Source organism: Streptomyces sp. NPDC058246 (genome assembly GCF_042881985.1).
In the GTDB taxonomy this organism is placed as follows: domain Bacteria; phylum Actinomycetota; class Actinomycetes; order Streptomycetales; family Streptomycetaceae; genus Streptomyces.
The window spans coordinates 167192-188880 of record NZ_JBHVWZ010000013.1; the positions used below are offsets into that span (position 1 = coordinate 167192).

Sequence of the window (21689 nt, forward strand, 5' to 3'; positions counted from 1 at the left end):
GCGGTTTCCGTCGACGCCCCTCGATGTTTCGCCGTAGTGACGAAGAGGTCCTGCGTGTTACGCGTCCATGAACTGCCTGATACCGGGCCGAGCGATCGTTATGGTGGCGCAACCTTCTTCGAAGGTAACCAAACCGGCCACGGCTGGTCGTCCGATGACCTGGCATGGGGGAGCCGAGTCGGGCAGTTCGGGACGACCGGCCGCGGCCGGCGTACTGGGCGGGGGCCGCTTCGCGGCCGGGTCAGACCGCCTCGGCGGTCTCGGGCAGGTGGACGGCGAGCTGGTCGGTGAGGTCGACGACCTCGGCGAGGTCCCCGAATTCACGGACCGCCGTGTCGACCGTCTTTCGAATACGAGTGTTCACTCGCTCGGAGCGCACCTTCTTGGCGTACGTCATGGCGTCCTTGGCCAGCTCGGCGCACCGCTCGGGCTCGCGCTGGAGAAGATGCACCGTGGCCATGCCGATGAGGTTCAGTGCGTACGAACGCTGGTGCTCGGGGTCCTTGCCGAAGAGGTCGACGGCCTGCTGCATCACGGGCTCGGCCAGGGAGGCGTACGTGGGACTGCGTCCGGCGACATAGGCGAGGTCACGGTAGGAGTGCGAGTTCTCGCCGTACAGCTCGGCCTTCGAGAAGAAGCGGATCCAGTCGGGGTCCGGGTCGTCCCACTCGTGGACGTCGGCGAAGGTGTCCTCGGCCATCCGGACGGCCCGCTTGCACTTTCCGGGCTGGCCCATGTTGGCGTAGGCGCGGGCCTCCATCGCATACAGCATGGACTGGGTGCGCGGGCTCGCGCAGTCGCGGCTTCCGTACTGCGCGAGGTGGATGAGTTCGAGCGCGTCGTCGGGCCGGCCGAGGTGGATCATCTGGCGGCTCATGCTGGAGAGGATGTACGAACCGAGCGGCTTGTCGCCCGCTTCCTTGGCCGCGTGCAGAGCGAGCACGAAGTACTTCTGCGCGGTGGGCTGGAGCCCCACGTCGTAGCTCATCCAGCCCGCCAGCTCGGCGAGTTCGGCGGCGACCTTGAACAGGCGCTTGTTGGTCGCGGCGGGCTGCGGTTCCTGGAGCAGATCCGTCACCTCGTGCAGCTGGCCGACCACCGCCTTGCGGCGCAGACCGCCGCCGCACTGGGCGTCCCACTGCCGGAACATGACGGTGGTGGACTCCAGGAGGTCCAGCTCCGGTGTGGAGAGCCGGTGGCCGCGGCGCGCGGAGGCGGCCGGCTCGGGCTCCTCGCGGGGCGGGGTGGGCGACGGAACGAGCCAGCGCTGCATGGGCTCGATGAGGGCAGGTCCCGCGGACAGGGCCAGTGAGCTGCCGAGGAAGCCGCGGCGCGCGAGCATCAGGTCGCTGCGCGAGTACTCGCTGATCAGCGCGACGGTTCCCGGGCCCGTCCAGGGCAGGTCGACGCCGGACACGGACGGTGACTGATGGGCGGCGCGCAGACCGAGGTCCTCGACGGCGACGACGCAGCCGAAACGCTCGGAGAACAGCTCGGACAGGATCCGCGGGATCGGCTCGCGCGGGTTCTCCCCGTCCAGCCAGCGGCGAACCCGCGAGGTGTCGGTGGAGATGTGGTTGGCCCCCAACTGACGGGCCCTGCGGTTCACTTGCCGTGCGAGCTCACCCTTGGACCAGCCGCTGCGCACGAACCACGAGCCGAGCAGCTCGTTGGGGCGCTTGTCAGCGTTGATCCCGCTTCCGCCGTTGCCGCCCACTGGAACGCCCCCATCCCTGAGACCACTTGCACGCTGCGTGCGCCCAAGCCCTATCAGAATGCCGGTAAATACGGCTGCGCGTCCGGCAGTTCTCACCCTTCGAACGGGAAGCCGACTTGCCCTTGGCATACCCACGAGTGCACACATCCTCAGGACTCGTGCACTCAAAGTAATCCTACGATCACCCGTCCAGCCATGGCGATCCCGGAAACGCCACCATTCGCCACCCCTTCGAATGAACTCCGTGTCGCCTGCGCGCGATTCACTTGACACATGTCGGCCGGAAGTGGGCGGAGCGGTGTGCACCGGGGCGCGCGCAGCCGAGCGCACCACTCGGGGCACCACAGAGCGCCGTCTGGACCGGGCGACACGGGGAAGTCGGGAGCAGAGGGTCACATTCCGATTCCGCCACGTAACCACCGGTGCGTCGGACCCGTTGGAGGGGGCATGGGCTTCACGATCGGCAGCAGTCGGGGGATGCGCGAAATCCGGCCCGGCTCACGACGCCGCGGCCGCTCCTCGGAGTGCACCGCCGTGGCCGAGTTCACCGGACTGTGGGGCTGGGACGTGGTCCCGGGCGCCCGGGCCGCCGCCGGGGCCTGCTCCTGCGGCGAGGCCGGCTGTCCCACGCCGGGTGCGCACCCGCTGGACTTCGCTCCGGCGATCCCGGCCGGTGCCACGCTCGACGAAGTGACCGAGACCTGGGGCGAGTTCCCGGGGGCCGCGGTGATGCTGCCGGTCGGCCGCGCGTTCGACGTGATCGAGGTCGCCGAGGCCGCCGGGCGCCGCGCACTCGTCCGCCTCGAACGCATGGGGCTCCCGCTCGGGCCGGTCACGGCCACCCCGGACGGCCGCGCCCACTTCTTCGTCGCCCCCGGCTCCGCGGCCGAGCTCCCCCAGCTGCTCTACCGGATGGGCTGGGACGACGCGTCCCTCGACCTGCACGGCCTGGGGCCCGGCACGTATGTCACGGCCCCGCCCTCCGACCGAGGCGGCCTCGGCCCGGTCCGCTGGCTGCGCTCCCCCGCCCTCGACACCGCGACGAAGCCGCCGCAGGCGCGGCTGCTGCTGGGCACGCTGGCGTACGTGGCGCACCGGTCGCGCGCCTAGCCGTCACCGCCATGGGCCCACATGGCGAAGCGCCCGCTCCCCAACTGCACCTTGGGGGCGGGCGCTTCTTCGAGCACTTCCGATGCCGGACGGGAGCTTCTTCGAGCACCTCTGATGTCAGGCGGGAGCGGGCTCGTCCGGGCACCTACGGATATGCGTAGGTGATCACTCTCCGATAAGGGCGTCAACGAACGCCTCCGGCTCGAACGGGGCCAGATCGTCCGCGCCCTCACCGAGGCCCACCAGCTTGACCGGCACGCCCAGCTCGCGCTGCACGGCGATGACGATGCCGCCCTTGGCGGTGCCGTCGAGCTTGGTCAGCACGATGCCGGTGATGTCGACGACCTCGGCGAAGACGCGCGCCTGGACCAGGCCGTTCTGGCCGGTGGTCGCGTCGAGCACGAGCAGCACCTCGTCCAGCGGCGCGTGCTTCTCGACGACGCGCTTGACCTTGCCGAGCTCGTCCATGAGGCCGGTCTTGGTGTGGAGACGGCCCGCGGTGTCGATGAGGACGGCGTCGGCACCCTCCTCGATGCCCTCCTTGACCGCGTCGAAGGCGATCGAGGCGGGGTCGCCGCCCTCGGGACCGCGCACGGTGCGGGCGCCCACGCGCTCGCCCCAGGTCTGCAGCTGGTCGGCGGCGGCGGCGCGGAAGGTGTCGGCGGCACCCAGGACGACGTGCTTGCCGTCGGCGACGAGCACGCGCGCGAGCTTGCCGGTGGTGGTGGTCTTGCCGGTGCCGTTGACTCCGACGACCATCACGATGCCCGGGGTGTCGAGGTTCGAGTCGGTCTTGACCTCGCGGTCGAACTCGGGGACGAGGAGCGTGAGCAGCTCCTCGCGCAGCAGGCCGCGCAGCTCCTCCGGCGTGCGCGTGCCGAGCACCTTCACGCGCTCACGCAGCCGCTCGACCAGCTCCTGGGTGGGCTGCACGCCGACGTCGGCGGTGAGCAGCGTGTCCTCGATCTCCTCCCAGGTGTCCTCGTCGAGGTGCTCGCGCGAGAGCAGCGTGAGCAGGCCCTTTCCGAGCGCGTTCTGTGAGCGGGAGAGCCGGGCGCGCAGGCGCACGAGGCGCCCGGCGGTCGGCTCGGGGACCTCGATCCCGGGGGCCTCGACGGCCGGCGTGGGCTCCTCGACGACGACCGGAGCGGTCGCCGAGGCGGGCGGGAGATCCACCTCCTCGATCGCGCGGCGCGGTTCGTCGTGCGGGGCCTCGGCCTCGTCCCCGACGTGCGGCTCGGCCGGAGGGGCGGTGATGTCGGGGGCGGCGGGGGGCGGCGGCGGCAGCTGCTTCCGCTTGCGACTGCCGATGACGAGCCCGCCGAGCGCGCCGATCACGACCACGGCGATGACTACAGCAAGGATGACGGTTTCCATAACGTCCCCCAGTATCAGCCATCCCCGCCCCGGCAGGCAGAATCCTTCCCGCGGCGCGCATTCCGTAGCTTCCTCCAAGGGACATAAACGCCTGGAGGTCACCTATCGTCATAAAGTACGATGTTTCGTCATGAGCACCACCGAGCCCTCCGATGGCGCCCTCCAGGCCCCTGCCGACAGCCCTCTCGAAACCCGCGGCATAGAGCCCGTCCCCCACTCCGAACGCACCGCGAGAACCCGCGACCTCTTCCCCACCTGGGTCGCCGCCAACATCAGTGTCCTGCTGCTGACCATGGGCGCGACCCTGGCCGTGTCGTTCGGCCTCAACTTCTGGCAGGCCCTCGTCGTCGGTGTCGCGGCGCCGATCGTGTCGTACGGCCTGGTCGGCCTGACAGGCATCGCGGGCAAGCGCGGTGGCGCCCCCGGTATGGCCCTGTCGCGGGCGGTCTTCGGCCAGCGCGGGAACCTGCTGCCCGGCTCGCTGATCTGGATCGCCCGCTGGGGCTGGGAGACGATCAACGCCGTGACCGGCGCCTACGCGCTGCTCACCGTCCTGGACATCCTCTTCGGCATCAAGAGCAACACGCTCCTGGTGATCGTGACGCTGCTGCTCTTCGTCGTCACGACGTTCGCGATCTCGGGCCTCGGCATCAACGCCGTCCAGAAGTGCAACAAGTGGGCGGCGTACCTCTTCGGCGCCTTCTCGGTCCTCGTCCTCGGCTATCTGATCGTGGACACGGACTGGGGCAAGGTCTTCGGCCAGTCGGCTGGTCCGACCTCCCTGATGATCACGGGCGCCGGGCTGATCGCCGCGGGCGGCATCAGCTGGGTTCCCTCCTCCCCCGACTTCACGCGCTATCTGCCGCGTACGGCGTCGTCCGCGGCGATCGTGCGCAATTCGATCGGCGGCGCCGGCATCGTCGTACTGCCCATGGTCCTGATGGGCGCGGTCATGGCGGTCTCCACGCCGGACCTGGCCTCGGCCGCCGACCCGGTCTCCTTCCTCGGCAAGATCCTGCCGCTGTGGATCGCGGTGCCGTATCTGCTCATCGCCCTGGTGGGCATGCTGCTGATCAACTCGATGTCGATGTACTCGGCGGGCTTCACCGCGCAGACACTCGGCTTCAAGGTGCCGCGCCACTGGGCGGTTTCCGTCAACGCCGCGATCTCGCTGGTCCTCGGCGGTGTCCTGATGCTGCTCGCGACGAGCTTCATGGGCTCGTTCATCGCCTTCCTGTCGCTGCTCGCGGTCGCCTTTTCGGCATGGGCCGGCGTCTTCGGCGCGGACATGCTGCGCCGCACGGAGTACGACGCGAAGGCCCTGCTCGACACCACGCGCACCAGCGCCTATTGGTACCGGGGCGGCTTCAGCCCGGCCGCCGTCGTGGCCTGGGCGGTGGGTCTGGCCGGCGGTCTGATGTTCACGACGTCCGACTGGTTCACGGGCCCGCTGGCGAAGAACAACCCCGTCGGGGAGTACGGCCTCGGCTGGGTGGCGACGATCGTGGTCTCCTTCCTGCTGTACGTGGTTCTGCCGAAGCCCGCGGTGGCCGCGACCGAGCAGCCCGAATCCGCCAAAGAGCCCGCCACTCTGGCTGTCTGACGCACCGTCAGCTACCGTCCCCCTTCAAACCCGAAGGGGGACCCTCCCATGCCCGTAACCGTCGTACGCTTCAACCTCGTTGACCCCGACGCCACCCCCGCGTCGCTCAGTGCCCGCTACAAGGCAGCGGTCGAGATGGCCGCGTACGCCGACGACCGCGGCCTCACCACCGTGCAGACCGAGGAGCACCACGGCGTCGCCAACAACTGGCTGCCGTCGCCGTTCGCCTTCGCGGGGGCTGTCTTCGGCGCGACCCGGCACATCGCGGTCACCGTCTCGGCGGTCATCGGCCCGCTGCACGACCCGCTGCGCCTCGCCGAGGACATCGCCGTACTCGATCTGCTCAGCGGCGGACGGCTCGTCACGGTGGCCGGAATCGGCTACCGGCCGGAGGAGTACGCCCTCTTCGACGTCGACTGGAAGCGGCGCGGCAAGCTCCAGGACGAGCTCCTCGAGACGGTGCTGAAGGCGTGGACCGGCGAGGAGTTCACCTACCGGGGCCGTACGGTACGGGTCACCCCGCGCCCCTTCTCGGATCCGCACCCGCTGCTGCTGGTCGGCGGTTCGTCCCGGGCGGCGGCCCGGCGCGCCGCCCGGCTCGGGCTGCCGTTCTTCCCGAGCGCGCATCTGCCGGAGCTGGAGGCGTACTACAAGGAGCGGCTCACCGAGTACGGCACCGAGGGCTGGACCATGATGCCGTCCGCCGAGACCCCGCTGCTGCACATCGCCGAGGACCCGGACCGGGCGTGGGCCGAGTACGGCGGTCACTTCCTGCACGAGGCGCGGACGTACGCCTCCTGGCAGTCCGGCGACATCCGCTCGGCGGTGAAGTCGGCGGCCACGACGGTCGACGAGCTGCGCGCCGAGGGGGTCTACCGGATCCTCACGCCCGACGGGTGTGTGGAACAGGGGCTGGACAACTTCGTGCTGCATCCGCTGTCCGGCGGGATGCCGATCGACGAGGGCTGGCGCAGTCTGCATCTCTTCTGCGAAAACGTACTGCCCCGGCTCAAGGCCCTCGAAGGAACCGAGGGCTGAACCGGGGCAGTACGCCTCTTACGAGTACGAGGAGAGGGGCAGCGGGGACTTGGCCCTTCTCCCCGAGCTTCGGGGAGGGGGTGGGGTCAGCCCATCTCCTCCAGTGTCTTGCCCTTGGTCTCCTTCACGAACTTGAGCACGAAGGGGATGGAGAGCGCGGCGAACACCGTGTAGATGATGTACGTCCCGGAGAGGTTCCAGTCGGCCAGCGACGGGAAGCTCGCGGTGATGGCCCAGTTGGCGATCCACTGGGCGGAGGCGGCGACGCCCAGCGCGGCGGCGCGGATCCGGTTCGGGAACATCTCGCCGAGGAAGACCCAGACCACGACACCCCAGGAGAGGGCGAAGAAGAGGACGAAGACATGGGCGGCGACCAGCGCGACCCAGCCCTGGGTCGCCGGCAGCTTGCCGTCGACGAGGTTGAACGAGAACGCCCACGCTTCGAGCCCGAGACCGATGACCATACCGGCTGAACCGATGAGGGCCAGCGGCCTACGGCCGATCCGGTCCACGAAGATCATGGCGATCACGGTGCCGATGATGTTGATGATCGACGTCGTGAACGAGTAGAAGAACGACTCCGAGGGGTCGACGCCGACCGACTGCCACAGCGTCGAGGAGTAGTAGAACGCGACGTTGATGCCGACGAACTGCTGGAAGACCGAGAGCCCGATGCCGACCCAGACGATCGGCTTGAAGAAGAAGCTGCCGCCCAGCAGGTCCTTGAAGGTGGACTTGTGCTCGCGCTTCATGGCCAGCTCGATCTCGGCGACGCGGGCGTCCAGGTCGATCTTGTCGCCCTCGACCTCCTTGAGCACCGTACGGGCGCGCTCGTGCTTGCCCGCGGAGATCAGGAAGCGCGGCGACTCGGGGATCGCGAAGGAGAGCAGACCGTAGAGGACGGCCGGGACGACCATGACGCCGAGCATGACCTGCCAGGCTTCCAGGCCGATGAGCTTGCCGCGCTGGTCGCCGCCGGCGGCGTTCAGGATGCCCCAGTTGACCAGCTGCGAGACGGCGATGCCGATGACGATCGCGGCCTGCTGGAAGGAGCCGAGGCGCCCGCGGTACGCGGCCGGCGAGACCTCGGCGATGTAGGCCGGGCCGATGACGGAGGCCATACCGATGGCGAAACCGCCGATGATGCGCCAGAAGGCGAGGTCCCACAGCGCGAAGGGCAGCGCGGAACCGACGGCGCTGACCGTGAAGAGGACGGCGGAGATCTGCATGCAGCGGATACGCCCGATGCGGTCGGCTATGCGACCCGCGGTCGCGGCGCCGATGGCGCAGCCGATCAGCGCGATGGCGATGACCTGGGCCAGAGTCCCGGAGCCGATTTCGTAGCGGCTTCGGATGGCCTCGACGGCTCCGTTGATGACGGCACTGTCGTAACCGAAGAGGAAGCCGCCCATCGCGGCCGCCGCCGCGATGAAGATGACATGCCCGAGATGTTCGGGATGAGCCGTCCTGGCTCCTGGTGGGGGTGCCTGCGCGGTGCTGGTCACGTGTAACTCCTCGGGCCACCCGGCCTCGCTGCCGGGGGTGTGGGGGCAAGCCCTTCGGTGGTGATTCCAGTGGCGCACAACTTCTCGCCGCCCACCACCTGAAGGTTAAAGCAACGTTGCAGAGCCTATGCCTTCAAGTTTCGAAGTCAATATCGGGTTGCTGTGAGTTTTGGCGGTCTCCGTAGCTTGATTGCGTTCAAGCCTTGAAGACATTCAGCTGACTTGGTCCGTCTACCCCGAGAACTGGGGGACAAGCCGACGCATGTCAGCGGCACCCCGACCGACCCATGTCAGCGGCGCCCCCGTCTGACGCCCCTCAGCTCAACCGCTGGGCTGCCACCCTCAGCGCAACCGCTGGCTGATGACCTTCGACACACCGTCGCCCTGCATGGAGACGCCGTACAACGCGTCGGCGACCTCCATCGTGCGCTTCTGGTGCGTGATCACGATCAGCTGCGAGGCCTCCTGGAGCTCCTGCATGATCCGGATCAGCCGCTGCAGGTTGGTGTCGTCGAGCGCCGCCTCGACCTCGTCCATCACATAGAACGGACTGGGTCGCGCCTTGAAGATCGACACGAGGAGCGCGACGGCGGTGAGCGACCTCTCCCCACCGGACAGCAGGGACAGCCGCTTGACCTTCTTGCCCGGAGGCCGGGCCTCCACATCCACACCCGTGGTGAGCATGTTGTCGGGATCGGTCAGGATCAGCCGCCCGTCCCCTCCCGGGAACAGTCTGCTGAAGACACCCTCGAATTCCCGGGCCGTGTCCCGGTACGCCTCGGTGAAGACCTGCTCGACGCGCTCGTCGACCTCCTTCACCACCTGAAGCAGATCGGCACGCGTCTTCTTGAGGTCTTCGAGCTGTTCGCTGAGGAATTTGTGGCGCTCCTCCAGCGCGGCGAACTCCTCCAGGGCGAGCGGGTTGACCTTGCCCAGCTGCTGGTACGCCCGTTCGGCTGACTTGAGCCGCTTCTCCTGCTCGGCACGGTGGAACTGCCTGGGCTGGTTGCGCGGGTGCTCCGGGTCCTCGGGCAGTTCCTCGCCCTCGGCGGGGAGCGAGGGCGGCACGAGCTGGTCGGGACCGTAGTCCGCCACCAGCCCGGCCGGTTCGACACCGAGTTCCTCCAGCGCCTTCGACTCCAGCTGCTCTATGCGCAGCCGCTTCTCGGCGCCGAGCACCTCGCCGCGGTGCACCGAATCCGTGAGCTTGTCGAGCTCCGCCTTGAGGTCGCGGCCCTCGCCCCGGGCGACGCCGAGCGCCTGCTCCCGGTGGGTCTTGGCGTTCTCGGCGGCGCCCCGCTCCTCGTCGGCCCGCGCCAGCGAGACCTCGACGTGCGCGAGCAACTGCCGGGCACCGGAGGCGACGGCCTCGGCGACCGCGGCCTCGTGCCGCAGCCGGGCGCGGCGCTGCTCGGCACGCGCGCGTGCCTCGCGTTCGGCACGGGCGGCCCGGTCGAGTCCGTCGGCCCGCCCCGCGAGCCCCTTGACCCGCTCCTCGTGCGTACGGACCTGGAGACGGGCCTCCATCTCGGTCTGCCGCGCGTTGGCGCCGTCGGCGGCGAGCCGGTCGCGCACCGAGGTGTCGGGCTCCTCCTCGACGGGCATCTCCTCGGCCACGGCCAGCCGTTCGGCCAGTTCCTCGGCCTCTTCGACGGCCCGGTCGAGTGCCTCCTGGGCCCGCGCGGCGGCGGCGGTACTCCGCTCGGCCTCCCCGGCGGCGCCGCGCGCCTGTCCGGCCAGCCGCCCGAGCTGCTGCGCCACGGCCGACTTCTCCCGCTCCGCCGCCCGCCGCCGCTCCCCCAGCTCCTCGACGGACGCGGCCCGCTCCTTGCGGCCTTCGGAGGCGAGCCGTTGCGCCTCGGTCAGCTCCTCGCACCGTACGGCGAGTTCCGCGAGCTCGGCCGCCGCCTCGTCGACCGACGCCTGCACCTCCAGCAGACTGGGCGCCCCGGCGGACCCACCGTGCGCGAAGTGCGCCCCCAGCAGGTCCCCTTCAGCGGTGACAGCGGTCAGCTCCGGCCGCGCGTAGACAAGATCCTCGGCGTCTTCGAGCGTCCCCACGACGACGATCCCCCGCAGCAGCCGCCGCACGGCGGGCATGAGCTCGGCGGGACCCCGGACGAGCTCGGCGGCGTACGGGGGGCCGTCCTGGCGCGCTTGACGGGGTACGTCGCCGTAGGCATCGTCCGCCGCCCCGGCGCCGGCGGCTCGGCCGGCCTGGGTGTCTGCCGCCCAGCCGTCCGCACGACCGCCACCGGCGGCCGGCGTACCTCCCGTGCGGTCGTCACCGGCCGCCGCACCGCCCGTGCGGTCGCCGGGTGCGCCGGCCACGCGCTCCTCCGGTGCCCCCGCCAGCAGCAGCGCCGCCCGTCCCGCGTCCTGCTTGCGGAGCAGGCGGATGGCCTCGGCCGCCGAGGCCGGAGTCGTCACCGCGATGGCGTCCGCCGCCGCGCCGAAGGCGGCGGCCAGGGGAACTTCGAAGCCGGGGGTCACCGACAGCAGTTCGGCCGCCGGCCCCAGCAGTCCGGTCAGCCGGTCCTTCGCTCCGAGCAGCGCTCCCGTCCCGTCCTTGCGGCGCAGGCCGAGGGCGAGGGCCTCGTGGCGGGCCTGGGTCGCGGCACGCTTGCGTTCCGCCGCCGTGGTCGCCTCGCGGGCCGCCGTCAGCACGGCCTCCGCCTCGGCCAGCCCCCGCTTGGCCGCCTCGTGCCGCTCGGTCAGTTCCGCGTCGCCCGCGTCCAGGCCGTCGACCTCGGCCTTCAGCTGCTCGTACTCCTCCTGGGCCACGACCGCGCGTTCCTGGGCCTCGTCACGGGCGGAGGCGAGCCGGTCGATCTCGGCCTGCGCGGAGGCGGCGCGGGAACGGGCGGCGTTGACCTGGCCACTGAGCCGGGCGAGGCCCTCGCGGCGGTCGGCGATGGCGCGGGCCACGTCCTTGAGTCGGCGCTCCTCGACGGTCAGCTCGCGCTCCAGCTCGGCGCGGTGCGCGACCGTGTCCTCCAAAGCGCGCTCGGCCGCTTCCAGGGCCGCTTCGAGCTCGGCCTCCTGCTCCCGGATCCGCGCGGCCTCGCGCTCCATGTCCTCGGGGTCGCGTCCGCGCCGCTCCTCGGCGGGCACCGACGTGGCGCTCTTCACGCGCGCGTCGGCCAGCGAGATCGTGCCGCGCACCCGCTCGGCGAGCTGCGAGAGCTCGTACCAGGTCTGCTGGGCGCGCTGGAGACGCGGCGTCAGTTGCCGTACCTCGTCCTCCAGGAGAGCCTCCCGCTGCAGCGCCCTCTTCAGCTGGGACTCGGCGGCTTCCTTGCGTTCCTTGAGCGCGGCCTCGTCGGCGATCTCGGCCTGGAGCGCCCCCCGGAGCCGTACGAGATCGTCGGCGAGGAGACGCAGGCGCGCGTCGCGCAGGTCGGCCTGGATGACGGCTGCGCGGCGCGCGACGGCGGCCTGCCGGCCCAGTGGCTTGAGCTGGCGGCGCAGTTCGTCGGTGAGGTCCTGGACGCGGGCGAGGTTCGCCTGCATCGCGTCCAGCTTCCGCAGCGCCTTCTCCTTGCGCTTGCGGTGTTTGAGGACGCCCGCCGCCTCCTCGATGAACGCGCGGCGGCCCATCGGATCGGCGTGCAGGACGGAGTCGAGCTGGCCCTGGCCGACGATGACGTGCATCTCGCGGCCGATGCCGGAGTCCGACAACAGCTCCTGGATGTCGAGGAGACGGCAGGTGTCACCGTTGATCTGGTACTCGCTGCCGCCGTTGCGGAACATGATCCGCGTGATGGTGACCTCGGCGTACTCGATGGGCAGCGCGCCGTCGGAGTTGTCGATGGTCAGGGACACCTCGGCCCGGCCGAGCGGCGGACGCCCGGTGGTGCCGGCGAAGATGACGTCCTCCATCTTGCCGCCGCGCAGCGACTTGGCCCCCTGCTCGCCCATGACCCAGCTCAGCGCGTCCACGACATTGGACTTGCCCGAACCGTTGGGGCCCACGACACAGGTGATGCCCGGCTCGAACCGCAGCGTGGTCGCCGAGGCGAACGATTTGAACCCGCGCAGGGTCAGGGCCTTGAGGTGCACGCCGCCGGACTCTACCTTTCGTGCCGGTCTCACTCCATGAACGCGCGGTTTCACCCATGAACGTGCAGGGCACACCACACGTTAAAGAGACTCGAACAATGCGCGGGGGAAAGAAAGAAGGGACGCCGAAGAGGCGTCCCTTGCAAATCTGACAACTTAGCGGTTGATAGGGGCTGCCCAACCACTGCTGCCGTTGTGCGTGCAGTGATCAGGTGAGCGCAGGCTCCGCCTGGGGTACGTCGATGCTCTCGAGAAGCGAGTCGTGAGAAGCGGCAGCCGCGAGCGCGTCGTTCTCGGCCTGGATCCGTACAAGCTCGGATTCAAGGTCCTGTACGCGCTGCTGGAGCCGTCGCATCTCGGCGATGAGTCGCGGGTCGGAACCGCCGACGTAACCGAGAAGCGCCTTTGCCATGATGGATGGTCCTCCACACTGAGTGACCGACCGAAGCGGTGTGGGTCGTGAGGGAATCGCACCCGCGATGCTTGACACTGCTGATGTCCTGCTGCCGTTCCACATGCCAAACAGCTAAGGTGCGCGGGGCTTTCAGCGTCTCACCAAAAAGTTTGACGGTCAACACGATCACGCCCCGTATTGGCGGGCAACCCACTGTCGCGCGGCCCTGGAACGGCTGCGCTGCGACTCCTGCGGGGCCCTCAGGGCGGTGGAGATCATCCTTAACTGCGGAGCCTGCCATGACGAGCCGTTCTTGGCAACCACCAGGTCATTTCTGCCTCCGGCAGGTGCCGGTGGCATGCCCTGACCCTCCCAGCAGGGCCGTCGCACGGGTCTCCGTCAGCGGATGGCGAAGTCGTCGTAGATCCCCCGGGGCGTGTCCCAGATCTCAGTGACTCCGTCTACCCGCCCGGGTGTGTCGGCCCCCTGAAGCCAGTCGAGCAGGCTCTGGCATCCGTCGCGGGAGCCCTCCGCGACCACTTGGACCCGTCCGTCGTCCAAATTGAGAGCAAAACCACTCAGGCCGCCGATCTCCAGCGCCTTGGCCCGCGTGAACCAGCGGAAACCCACGCCCTGGACCCTTCCGCGGACCCAGACGACCAGCCGTGCAACCTCGTTCATGGGTGCACGCTAACCGGACAATGTCTCTCGGAGCACATCCTCCCCTTGCGCCATGGGGTACCGTCCCGACCCAATGAGTCTCATATGAAACTCACTCTTTCGAGTGAGGTTCGACTGAGGATCGCTGACCGCAAGATCGAGGAAGGCCCAGGAAATGGGACGCCACCGACGCTCCGCCGCCGGCCGCGCCGCCACTGGCCGCGCCACCGGGGTCACGGACACGCACGGGACACAGACGGACAGCTACGGTCCGGAGAATCTGTACGGCTACGCCGCAGTCGCCGACCTGCCGTCCACCGCCGCTGCCCGCTCGCACCGCAAGCGGAAGGGCGCGACGCCCGTACGCACGGGTCTGCTCGGCGTCTCCGCCGCCGTGGCGCTCGGCACGGTCGCCGTCGCGACCGGCGTGCTGCCCGGCAGCGACAATTACTCGCTCGGCGGCGGCAGCAACAACTCCGACAACGTGCAGGCCGCGAGCTCTCCGTCCAGTCTCGAGACCCAGCAGGGCGGCACGTCCGGCAGCGCGGACTCGCGCGACGACACGTCGACGAGCCGGGGCGCGGACCGCTCGGCCTCGCCCTCGGCCGCCCCCGCGACGTCCTCCGCCGCCGCGCCGACGACACAGCCGTCGGCATCGGCGCCGGCGTCGAAGACGCCCACCGCCGAGCCCACCAGGACGAAGCCGAACCCGAAGCCCTCCAAGCCCGCCACGAAGGCGCCGAAGACCAGCGCCCCGGTGACGGTCTCCGCCGAGGCCGCGGCCGAGGCCGAGGTGCTCAAGCTGGTCAACCAGGAGCGGACCAAGGTGGGTTGCAGCCCCGTCGCGGCGAACAGCGCCCTGTCGGACCTGGCCCAGTCCTTCAGCGAGGACATGGACGCACTCGGCTTCTTCGACCACACCGACCCGAGCGGCCTCAGCCCCTGGGACCGTGCGGCGAAGGCCGGGATCACCAACCTGGGCGGCGAGAACATAGCCCGCGGCCAGGCCACCGCCGCGGCGGTCATGGAAGCCTGGATGAACAGCCCCGGCCACCGCGCCAACATCCTGAACTGCGACTTCAAGACCCTCGGCGTCGGAGCGCACTTCGGCTCGGGCGGCCCTTGGTGGACACAGGACTTCGGCTACTAGGCGACAGCCGCGCCCCCTCGACAGCCAGAAAAGGCCGCGCCCACCGGGAATGGTGGACGCGGCCTTTTCCTGTTCGTGGACGCGCGGGGGCGGGGGTGCGTCCGCGGGCGCGGGGGCGGGGGTGCGTCCGCCGGCACGGAGGCGGGGCCGCGTCCGTGCGCACGGACGCGGCAGGCGCGTAGGCGCGCGGGCACAGACGCGGCAGGCGCGTAGGCGCGGCCCGTAGGCAGGCGCGCGCGGAGACGGCCGCGGGCTTAGCGGCCGGGCCGCGGGCACGCAGACACAGCCGCGGGCGTGCAGGCCGAGTCGGCAGGGCTTGGGCACGAACGCGGGTGCGTGGGCAGTAGGCAGTGGGCAGTGGGCAGGCGTGGACGCGGAGGGGGGCGCGCACCAGTAGGCGCCGGCGCGCGGGCAGAGGCGCCGGCGCGCCGGCAGAGGCGCGGGCGCGCAGCAGGGTCGCAGGCGCCGTGACGCGCAGAGCCCAGACAGGCGCACGAGCGCCCCAGACGCCCAGGCCCGCCCGGGCCGGCCGACGCCCAGGCCCAGGCCCGGCCCGGGCGGCCCGGCCTGACCTCAGCCGCGTAAGCGTTTGCGTAAACGCTTACGCAAGCCTTTGCGTAAGCGTTTACGCAGCGCAGGGGTACCCGCTCACCCGGTCCCCGACGTAACGCTTACGCAGCCACCTCGGCCGCCGCCCGCCCCAGCGTGAACACCCGAGCCGTCTCGGCGATCCGGCGGCCGAGGTGCTCGGCGGTGGCGATGTCGGCCTTGTGGACGGTCTCCGGGCCCTCGTCGACGTTGGTCTGGGCGGCGGCGCCGGCGAAGACGCCGAGGCGGTTGAGATCGTGCTCGGAGGCGGTGCTGCTGTTCCAGCCGGGGTGCAGGCCGAGGTTGATCCAGTTCATGCCGTGCTGGGCGGCGAGGATCTGGAAGAACTGCAGGGTGTGCAGTTTGTCGCCGCTCTTGGAACCGGAGTTGGTGAACCCGGCGGCGAGCTTGTCCTTCCAGTCCTGCCCGAACCAGCGCTTCGAGGTCGCCTCGGCGAAGACATGGAAGGCGCCCGACGCGGTGCCCATGTAGGTGGGCGAACCGAAGACGATCGCGTCCGAGGCGTCGAGCAGTTCCCACTGCGCGTCGGTGATCTCGTCGACCTTCACCAGGTTGACCTGGGCTCCGGCCTCGACGGCGCCGGAGCGGACGGCCTCGGCGAGGACGGCGGTGTGGCCGTAGCCGGAGTGGTAGGCGATGGAGATGACGGGGGTGCTCACGATGGACTCCTGTGACTGGGGTGGTGACCAAAGGAAAGCACTAACTTCTAGTTAGTGCAACCTCCCGGTTAGCGCTGCGTTCGCGTACGCTTGACCCATGACCATCACGCAGGAGTGCGCGGAGGAGCAGAACCTCCCGTACGACGTGTTCTCCAAGGCCTGCCCCTCGCGCGGCACGCTGGAGCACGTGACGGGGCGCTGGGGCGCACTGACCCTCGGCGCACTGCACGAGGGCTCTCTCCGCTTCAATGAGCTGCGCCGCCGCGTCGACGGTGTGAGCGAGAAGATGCTGTCGCAGACCCTGCACGCGCTGGAGCGCGACGGGCTCGTGCATCGCGAGGCACAGCCGACGAACCCGCCCCGCGTGGACTATGAACTGACCCCGCTCGGCCGCGACGTCGCCGAGCGTCTGATGACGCTCATCCAGTTCGTGGAGGGCCGCATGGACGACGTGCTGACAGCGCGCCGGTGCTACGACGAGACGCGCGGCGCCCTCTGACAGTTCGGGCAGAAGTAGCTGGACCGGTTCATCCAGGCACGCCGCCGCATCGGCGTCCCGCACCGACGGCAGGGCTCGCCTTCGCGCCCGTAAGCGTCGAGCGAGCGGTCGAAGTAGCCGGACTCCCCGTTGACGTTGACGTACAGGCTGTCGAAGCTGGTGCCGCCGGCGGCGAGGGCGTCGTTCATGACGTCGCGGATGTGGCCGAGCAGCTCGGCGGTGCGCGGCCTGGTGAAGGTGCCCGTGGGGCGCTCGTAGTGCAGCTTGGAGCGCCAGAGCGCCTCGTCGGCGTAGATGTTGCCGACTCCGCTGATCAGTGACTGGTCGAGCAGGGCGCGCTTGATCGTCGTACGGCGGGCGCGCAGGGCCGTGTGGAACGCGGCGTCGTCGAACAGGGGGTCCAGCGGGTCGCGGGCGATGTGTGCGATGACGTCCGGCAGGCCGTCCGGGGTGTTCTCGTGCAGGGAGAGTCCGCCGAAGGTGCGCTGGTCGACAAAGCGCAGCTCGGTCGCCTGGTCGTCCTCGAAGCGGACGCGGATGCGCAGGTGCTTCTCGTCCGGGGCGTCCTCCGGCCGCACCAGGAGCTGACCGCTCATTCCGAGGTGCGCCAGCACGGAGTACGGCGAGTCTTCGAGCGGCAGCCAGAGGTACTTGCCCCGGCGCATGGCCGGTCCGACCCGCTGGCCGGCGAGCGCCTTCGCGAAGCCCTCGGGCCCCGCCAGATGCCGCCGCACGGCCCGCGGATGCCGCACCTCGACCGTCTTGACCACTCGCCCGCTGACCCAGCGCTCCAGGCCCCGCCGCACGACTTCGACCTCGGGCAACTCGGGCACGGGACTCCTCCGTAGGGGCGGGCTTCAGGGGGCGACGCCCGCAGCGTACCGCGCGGTCGACAGGGCCCGCCTCGCCGTCGACAGAGCCCGGTCGGCCCGCCTTCGGAGGGTCTGACCGCGGACCGGGACGGCACCGGCTTCAGCCTCCACGAGCGCCCTTCAAGCGGCGCGTTCACGCACGGACCCCGCCGCGGCGCGGGTGCGCTGCGGCGGGGTCCGGTACTTCGCTGGTGCTACTTCAGTACCTCGGTACCTCGCTGCTGCTTCAGTACCTCGATACCTCGGTGACGAAGGAATCAGGCCGTGGCCGGGTCGCTCGTCGGTGCCGAGGGGGTGTCGGCGGACCCCTCGGCGACCTTGGCCTGGGCCGCCTTTTCAGCGGCCTGAGCCACCTGCTCGGCGGCCTGGGCCGACTTCGCGCGTTCGTCCGCGGCGGCGCGAATCGCACGCCACGCGGACTCCGCGGCCTGCTGCTCCGCTTCCTTCTTGCTGCGGCCGGTGCCGGTGCCGTACGAGACGCCTCCGACGCGGGCGGCAGCAGTAAAGGTCTTCTCGTGGTCCGGGCCGGTCTCCGAGACCAGGTACTCGGGAACCCCGAGCCCCTCGGTCGCGGTGAGCTCCTGGAGACTGGTCTTCCAGTCCAGGCCGGCACCGAGATTCGATGACTTCTCGATCAGCGGGTCGAAGAGCCGGTGGACGAGCTCGCCCGCCGCGTCCAGACCCTGGTCGAGATAGACCGCACCGATCACCGCTTCAAGGGTGTCGGCGAGGATGGACGCCTTGTCCCGGCCTCCCGTGCCTTCCTCGCCCCGGCCGAGCCGGATGAAGGAGCCGAGTTCGAGGCCGCGGCCCACCTCCGCCAGCGCACGCGAGTTGACCACCGCGGCCCGCAGCTTGGCCAACTGGCCTTCTGGGAGGTCGGGGTGGGTGCGGTACAGCGTGTCCGTGACCACGAGGCCGAGCACGGAGTCCCCGAGGAACTCCAGGCGCTCGTTGGTCGGCAGACCGCCGTTCTCGTACGCGTAGGAACGGTGGGTCAGCGCACGCACCAGAAGGGCGGACTCGAGCTTGTACCCGAGCCGCCCTTCCAGAAGCGTGTGGGACGAGGCTGTGTTGTCCGCCTTATTCTTGGCGTTTGAGTCCGCCTTGGCGTCAGACATCAGACCTCTCACCAGCCGCTCAGACCTCGAGGACCTGGCGCTTGTTATAGGTGCCGCAAGCGGGGCACGCGATGTGCTGCAGCTTGGGCTCGTGGCAGCGCTCGCACGCAACCAGGGTGGGGACCGCAGCCTTCCACTGCGACCGGCGGTGGCGCGTGTTGCTGCGCGACATCTTCCGCTTCGGAACAGCCACGGCTACTTCTCCTGCTTCTCGTCGGCGTGCGCTGATGGAAGCGCGCCGCCGCTCATCTCGTCCTTCTCGCCATCTTCGAGTGAACCGGCGAGTCCCTGCAGTGCCGCCCAACGGATGTCGACGGCGTCATGGTGGTGGACCGGGTCGTCCGCGAGCCGGGCTCCGCACTCGGAGCACAGGCCGGGGCAGTCGTCCTGGCACACCGGCTGCATCGGCAGTGCGAGCACCACCGCATCACGCAGCACGGATTCGAGGTCGAACAGGCCGTCCTCGAGGAAGAGCCTGTCCTCGTCTTCCTCGGCGTCGTCGGCCGGCTCCGCCTTGGGGCGGCCCCGGTCATCGGCGTCAGGGTACGAGAACATCTCCTGGAATTCCGCTTCGAGCTCCTGCTCGAGCGGCTCCAGACACCTTACGCACTCCCCCTTGGCCAGCGCACGGGCGGTGCCTGTGACAAGCACCCCTTCCATGACCGACTCAAGGCGGAGTTCGAGCTCCACCGGGGCGCCTTCCGGCACTCCGATGACTCCCTGGATCCCGAGATCCTGAGGGGCGTCGATCGTGCGGGTCAAGCGCTGCAAAGCGCCAGGACGCCGCCCCACCTCGTGCGTGTCGAACACGAGAGGGTTGCGGTGGTCGAGGCGGGTGTTCAGAGCCGTTCCTGCTTTCGATCTTCGAAACTCGAGGGGACACTGCCCCTGGTGTTCCGTGTGGTGCTCCGTGGGCAGCGTTGATCGCGGACGTACGCGCGACCGAAGAGCCAGGATACTGGACCTTTCGCTCTCGGCCCAATCCGGTGCGCCGCACCGCCCTCGGGCGCCGCCTCAGTGCCCGCCGCGCCCCTGTTCGTACGCGCGCAGCTGCTCCGCGCTGATCATGCCGGTGTCGAAGAGGCTGGTCTCGTCGAGGGCGTGCGCCCCGGGGTCCAGAGCGTGCGTCTGCTGCCCGTAGGCCTGCTGCTGGCTCTGGTCGTACGCCGGCTGCTGGTCGTAGCCCTGCTGCGGGTAGGCGGCGTAGGGGTCGGCCTGCTGGTAGCCGTACGCGTCCTGCTGGACGTACTGCTGCTGGTACCCGTACGGGTCGGCCTGCTGCTGGTACGCGTAGGCCTCCTGCTGCTGCCCGTAGGACGGCTGGGCCGGCACCTCCGGGGTCTGGGCGGGCTGTCCCGGGGCTTCCGAGAGGTCGGCGAGCCCCGCCAGGTAGTCGGCGTCGCTGGTCTGCTGGGCGGCCGCACCGTCGTCCGCGAAGGCGCTCAGGTCACCGAGGTCGTCGCTGGCGATCCGGCCGTGCAGCTTCTGCCGGCCGCGGCCGACGGCCTCCAGGGTCTTGGCGAGGACGGCCTCGAAGGCGCCGAGCTTCACGTCGACGTAGTCGTCGGCGTTGCGGCGCAGGGTCTCCGGGTCGTGGCTGCGCTCGGGGGCGTCCTCGTCCTCGTACCCCTGCTCGTCGACGCCGGGACCGGTGCCGAGGAGCTTCTCGCGGCCGCGGCCGACGGAGCCGAGGGTCTTGGTGAGGACGACCTCGAAGTTGGCGAGCTTGGAGTCGACGTAGTCGTCGGCCTCGGCGCGGATCTCCTCGGCCTCCGAGCGGGCTTCGGCGAGGATGCGGTCCGCCTCGTTCTGGGAGCGGCGGGCGACCTCGGTGTCGGAGATCAGCGAGCCGCGCTCGGCGTGCGCGGACTGGATGATCCGCTCCGCCTCCTGACGGGCCTGCTCGACCATTTCCTCGCGGCCGCCGATCAGCTCCTGCGCCTGGGCCAGCGAGCCGGGCAGCGCCTGGCGCACCTCTTCGAGCATCGAGAGCAGCTCGGCGCGGTTGACCACGCACGAGGCGGACATGGGCATGGACCGGGCGCTGCCGACCGCCGCGACGATCTCATCGAGCTTCTTCTGCACGTCCACCGTGTGCTCGCCACTCTCTACAGCTGTGATGGAGACGGACGGATCGACTGTACGACCACTCCTGCCCCGCCCGACACCGGGTGACGGTCTGTCAGCGTCCCGGGCCCCGGCGGCTCAGGTCTTGCCGAGCCGGTCCTTGAGGGCTTCGAGGACCACCGGCGGGACCAGGTGCGAGATGTCCCCGCCCCAGGTCGCGACCTCCTTGACCAGCGAGGAGGAGAGGAAGCTGTAGGTGGGGCTGGTCGGGATGAACAGCGTTTCGACGCCCGAGAGGCCGTTGTTCATCTGGGCCATCTGGAGTTCGTAGTCGAAGTCGCTGACGGCGCGCAGGCCCTTGACGATGGCGGGGATGTCGCGCTGCTTGCAGAAGTCGACGAGCAGGCCGTGGTAGGCCTCCACCTGGACATTGCCGAACTCGGCGGTGACCTCGCGGATCAGCTCGATCCGCTCGTCGACGGTGAACAGGCCCTTCTTCGCCTGATTGATCATCACCACGACGTGCACGACGTCGTAGAGCCTGGAGGCGCGGGCGATGATGTCGAGGTGTCCATTGGTGATGGGGTCGAATGACCCCGGACAGACGGCGCGGCGCAACTGTGGTCCCTCGCTCTCCGGTGCGGTCATCGTGCGTCTTCGCACGTAGAGGCGGCGCGACCGTACCAAAACGTTCCCTCGCCGTAACGACGGGCCCTGACCCCTTCGAAACCGTCCGGCCATCCGAATTCGCCGCCTCTGGTGCTGCGCTCCACGGTGACGAGCGCTTCGTCCGCCAGCCAGCCCCCTGCCCGTAGTGTGAGCAGAATCTCGCGAAGATCGTCGTCCGAGACGGCGTACGGCGGGTCGAGGAAGACCAGGTCGTACGGTGCTGTCGGGGCCGCCGTCCGGATGATCTGCTCCGCTTTGCCCGATCTGACCTCGGCGCCGGGCAGGCCCAGCGACTTCACGTTCTCGCGGATGACCTTGGCCGCGCGGGCGTCGGCCTCGACGAGCAGGGTGTGTCCGGCGCCGCGGCTGAGCGCCTCCAGACCGACGGCGCCCGAACCGGCGTACAGGTCGAGCACGCGCTCCCCCCGCAGCGGGCCGCCGAGCAGCGACTGCCAGGTGGAGAAGAGGCCCTCGCGCGCGCGGTCGGAGGTGGGCCGGGTGCCGGTGCCCGGCGGGACGGCCAGACGGCGTCCGCCGGCCCGGCCGGCGATCACGCGGGTCATGAGGGTCCTTTGCG

At 70.0% G+C, this 21689-nt stretch carries 19 protein-coding genes; 5 read left to right on the forward strand and 14 right to left on the reverse strand.

Annotation, left to right across the window (positions count from 1 at the left end):
* Nucleotides 1-241: 241 nt before the first annotated feature.
* Nucleotides 242-1717 (reverse strand): hypothetical protein, encoded by a 1476-nt coding sequence (locus ACFVXA_RS20905; RefSeq protein WP_362030518.1) that lies wholly within the window; start codon nt 1715-1717, stop codon nt 242-244.
* 447 nt (nt 1718-2164) lie between these two features.
* On the opposite strand from ACFVXA_RS20905, the gene ACFVXA_RS20910 reads away from it, so the two are divergent.
* A complete protein-coding gene (locus ACFVXA_RS20910) occupies nt 2165-2827 on the forward strand; it encodes a bifunctional DNA primase/polymerase (protein WP_389756763.1) in 663 nt (220 codons plus the stop codon).
* A gap of 165 nt (nt 2828-2992) precedes the next feature.
* On the opposite strand, the gene ftsY is transcribed toward ACFVXA_RS20910, so the two are convergent.
* A complete protein-coding gene (gene ftsY / locus ACFVXA_RS20915) occupies nt 2993-4204 on the reverse strand; it encodes a signal recognition particle-docking protein FtsY (protein WP_390025966.1) in 1212 nt (403 codons plus the stop codon).
* A 130-nt stretch (nt 4205-4334) separates the two neighbouring features.
* Here ftsY and ACFVXA_RS20920 point away from each other — a divergent pair, with 130 nt between their 5' ends.
* On the forward strand, nt 4335-5807 hold the full coding sequence (locus ACFVXA_RS20920) for a cytosine permease (RefSeq protein WP_383740187.1): 1473 nt from the start codon (nt 4335-4337) through the stop codon (nt 5805-5807).
* A 48-nt stretch (nt 5808-5855) separates the two neighbouring features.
* The gene (locus ACFVXA_RS20925; protein WP_390025968.1) at nt 5856-6845 is read left to right on the forward strand and encodes an LLM class flavin-dependent oxidoreductase; all 990 of its coding nucleotides are present in this window, start codon (nt 5856-5858) and stop codon (nt 6843-6845) included.
* Between the two features lie 86 nt (nt 6846-6931).
* On the opposite strand, the gene ACFVXA_RS20930 is transcribed toward ACFVXA_RS20925, so the two are convergent.
* From ACFVXA_RS20930 to ACFVXA_RS20945, 4 genes are all read right to left on the reverse strand, one after another.
* Nucleotides 6932-8350 (reverse strand): sugar porter family MFS transporter, encoded by a 1419-nt coding sequence (locus tag ACFVXA_RS20930; protein WP_362030528.1) that lies wholly within the window; start codon nt 8348-8350, stop codon nt 6932-6934.
* Nucleotides 8351-8692: 342 nt separating this feature from the next.
* Nucleotides 8693-12412 (reverse strand): AAA family ATPase, encoded by a 3720-nt coding sequence (locus ACFVXA_RS20935; protein ID WP_390025970.1) that lies wholly within the window; start codon nt 12410-12412, stop codon nt 8693-8695.
* 208 nt (nt 12413-12620) lie between these two features.
* The gene (locus ACFVXA_RS20940; RefSeq protein ID WP_028802434.1) at nt 12621-12824 is read right to left on the reverse strand and encodes a hypothetical protein; all 204 of its coding nucleotides are present in this window, start codon (nt 12822-12824) and stop codon (nt 12621-12623) included.
* Between the two features lie 381 nt (nt 12825-13205).
* The gene (locus tag ACFVXA_RS20945) at nt 13206-13487 is read right to left on the reverse strand and encodes an acylphosphatase (RefSeq protein WP_362030532.1); all 282 of its coding nucleotides are present in this window, start codon (nt 13485-13487) and stop codon (nt 13206-13208) included.
* A 154-nt stretch (nt 13488-13641) separates the two neighbouring features.
* Here ACFVXA_RS20945 and ACFVXA_RS20950 point away from each other — a divergent pair, with 154 nt between their 5' ends.
* Complete coding sequence (locus tag ACFVXA_RS20950) at nt 13642-14616, forward strand: CAP domain-containing protein (RefSeq protein WP_390025972.1); 975 nt, start codon at nt 13642-13644, stop codon at nt 14614-14616.
* A 671-nt stretch (nt 14617-15287) separates the two neighbouring features.
* Here ACFVXA_RS20950 and ACFVXA_RS20955 read toward each other — a convergent pair.
* Entirely contained in the window at nt 15288-15884 is a 597-nt protein-coding gene (locus ACFVXA_RS20955) for a flavodoxin family protein (protein WP_384020034.1), read from the reverse strand.
* 97 nt (nt 15885-15981) lie between these two features.
* On the opposite strand from ACFVXA_RS20955, the gene ACFVXA_RS20960 reads away from it, so the two are divergent.
* Nucleotides 15982-16383 carry a winged helix-turn-helix transcriptional regulator gene (locus ACFVXA_RS20960; protein WP_383740202.1) on the forward strand — a complete coding sequence of 134 codons (402 nt, stop codon included), beginning with the start codon at nt 15982-15984 and terminating at the stop codon, nt 16381-16383.
* Here the strand turns inward: ACFVXA_RS20960 and mutM are convergent.
* From mutM to rsmD, 7 genes are all read right to left on the reverse strand, one after another.
* Complete coding sequence (mutM, locus tag ACFVXA_RS20965) at nt 16356-17216, reverse strand: bifunctional DNA-formamidopyrimidine glycosylase/DNA-(apurinic or apyrimidinic site) lyase (protein ID WP_390025974.1); 861 nt, start codon at nt 17214-17216, stop codon at nt 16356-16358. The genes ACFVXA_RS20960 and mutM overlap by 28 nt on opposite strands.
* Before the next feature lie 296 nt (nt 17217-17512).
* Nucleotides 17513-18376 (reverse strand): ribonuclease III, encoded by an 864-nt coding sequence (gene rnc, locus ACFVXA_RS20970; protein WP_390025976.1) that lies wholly within the window; start codon nt 18374-18376, stop codon nt 17513-17515.
* Between the two features lie 19 nt (nt 18377-18395).
* A complete protein-coding gene (gene rpmF / locus ACFVXA_RS20975) occupies nt 18396-18569 on the reverse strand; it encodes a 50S ribosomal protein L32 (RefSeq protein ID WP_006139588.1) in 174 nt (57 codons plus the stop codon).
* A 2-nt stretch (nt 18570-18571) separates the two neighbouring features.
* The gene (locus ACFVXA_RS20980) at nt 18572-19219 is read right to left on the reverse strand and encodes a YceD family protein (RefSeq protein ID WP_362032206.1); all 648 of its coding nucleotides are present in this window, start codon (nt 19217-19219) and stop codon (nt 18572-18574) included.
* A gap of 171 nt (nt 19220-19390) precedes the next feature.
* Nucleotides 19391-20467 carry an ATP synthase F0 subunit B gene (locus ACFVXA_RS20985; protein ID WP_390025978.1) on the reverse strand — a complete coding sequence of 359 codons (1077 nt, stop codon included), beginning with the start codon at nt 20465-20467 and terminating at the stop codon, nt 19391-19393.
* A gap of 114 nt (nt 20468-20581) precedes the next feature.
* Nucleotides 20582-21061, reverse strand: a complete 480-nt coding sequence (coaD, locus tag ACFVXA_RS20990) for a pantetheine-phosphate adenylyltransferase (protein ID WP_362032208.1) — start codon at nt 21059-21061, stop codon at nt 20582-20584.
* Nucleotides 21062-21087: 26 nt separating this feature from the next.
* On the reverse strand, nt 21088-21675 hold the full coding sequence (gene rsmD, locus ACFVXA_RS20995) for a 16S rRNA (guanine(966)-N(2))-methyltransferase RsmD (protein WP_383906341.1): 588 nt from the start codon (nt 21673-21675) through the stop codon (nt 21088-21090).
* Nucleotides 21676-21689: the final 14 nt, after the last annotated feature.

What these genes read in the sequence shown, in the direction of transcription:
- rnc (WP_390025976.1), bottom strand. Translation starts at nt 18,376, where the DNA reads ATGTCTGACGCCAAGGCGGACTCAAACGCCAAGAATAAGGCGGACAAC.
- ACFVXA_RS20925 (WP_390025968.1), top strand. Translation starts at nt 5,856, where the DNA reads ATGCCCGTAACCGTCGTACGCTTCAACCTCGTTGACCCCGACGCCACC.
- ACFVXA_RS20960 (WP_383740202.1), top strand. Translation starts at nt 15,982, where the DNA reads ATGACCATCACGCAGGAGTGCGCGGAGGAGCAGAACCTCCCGTACGAC.
- rsmD (WP_383906341.1), bottom strand. Translation starts at nt 21,675, where the DNA reads ATGACCCGCGTGATCGCCGGCCGGGCCGGCGGACGCCGTCTGGCCGTC.
- ACFVXA_RS20950 (WP_390025972.1), top strand. Translation starts at nt 13,642, where the DNA reads ATGGGACGCCACCGACGCTCCGCCGCCGGCCGCGCCGCCACTGGCCGC.
- ACFVXA_RS20945 (WP_362030532.1), bottom strand. Translation starts at nt 13,487, where the DNA reads ATGAACGAGGTTGCACGGCTGGTCGTCTGGGTCCGCGGAAGGGTCCAG.
- ACFVXA_RS20940 (WP_028802434.1), bottom strand. Translation starts at nt 12,824, where the DNA reads ATGGCAAAGGCGCTTCTCGGTTACGTCGGCGGTTCCGACCCGCGACTC.
- ACFVXA_RS20910 (WP_389756763.1), top strand. Translation starts at nt 2,165, where the DNA reads ATGGGCTTCACGATCGGCAGCAGTCGGGGGATGCGCGAAATCCGGCCC.
- ACFVXA_RS20920 (WP_383740187.1), top strand. Translation starts at nt 4,335, where the DNA reads ATGAGCACCACCGAGCCCTCCGATGGCGCCCTCCAGGCCCCTGCCGAC.
- ftsY (WP_390025966.1), bottom strand. Translation starts at nt 4,204, where the DNA reads ATGGAAACCGTCATCCTTGCTGTAGTCATCGCCGTGGTCGTGATCGGC.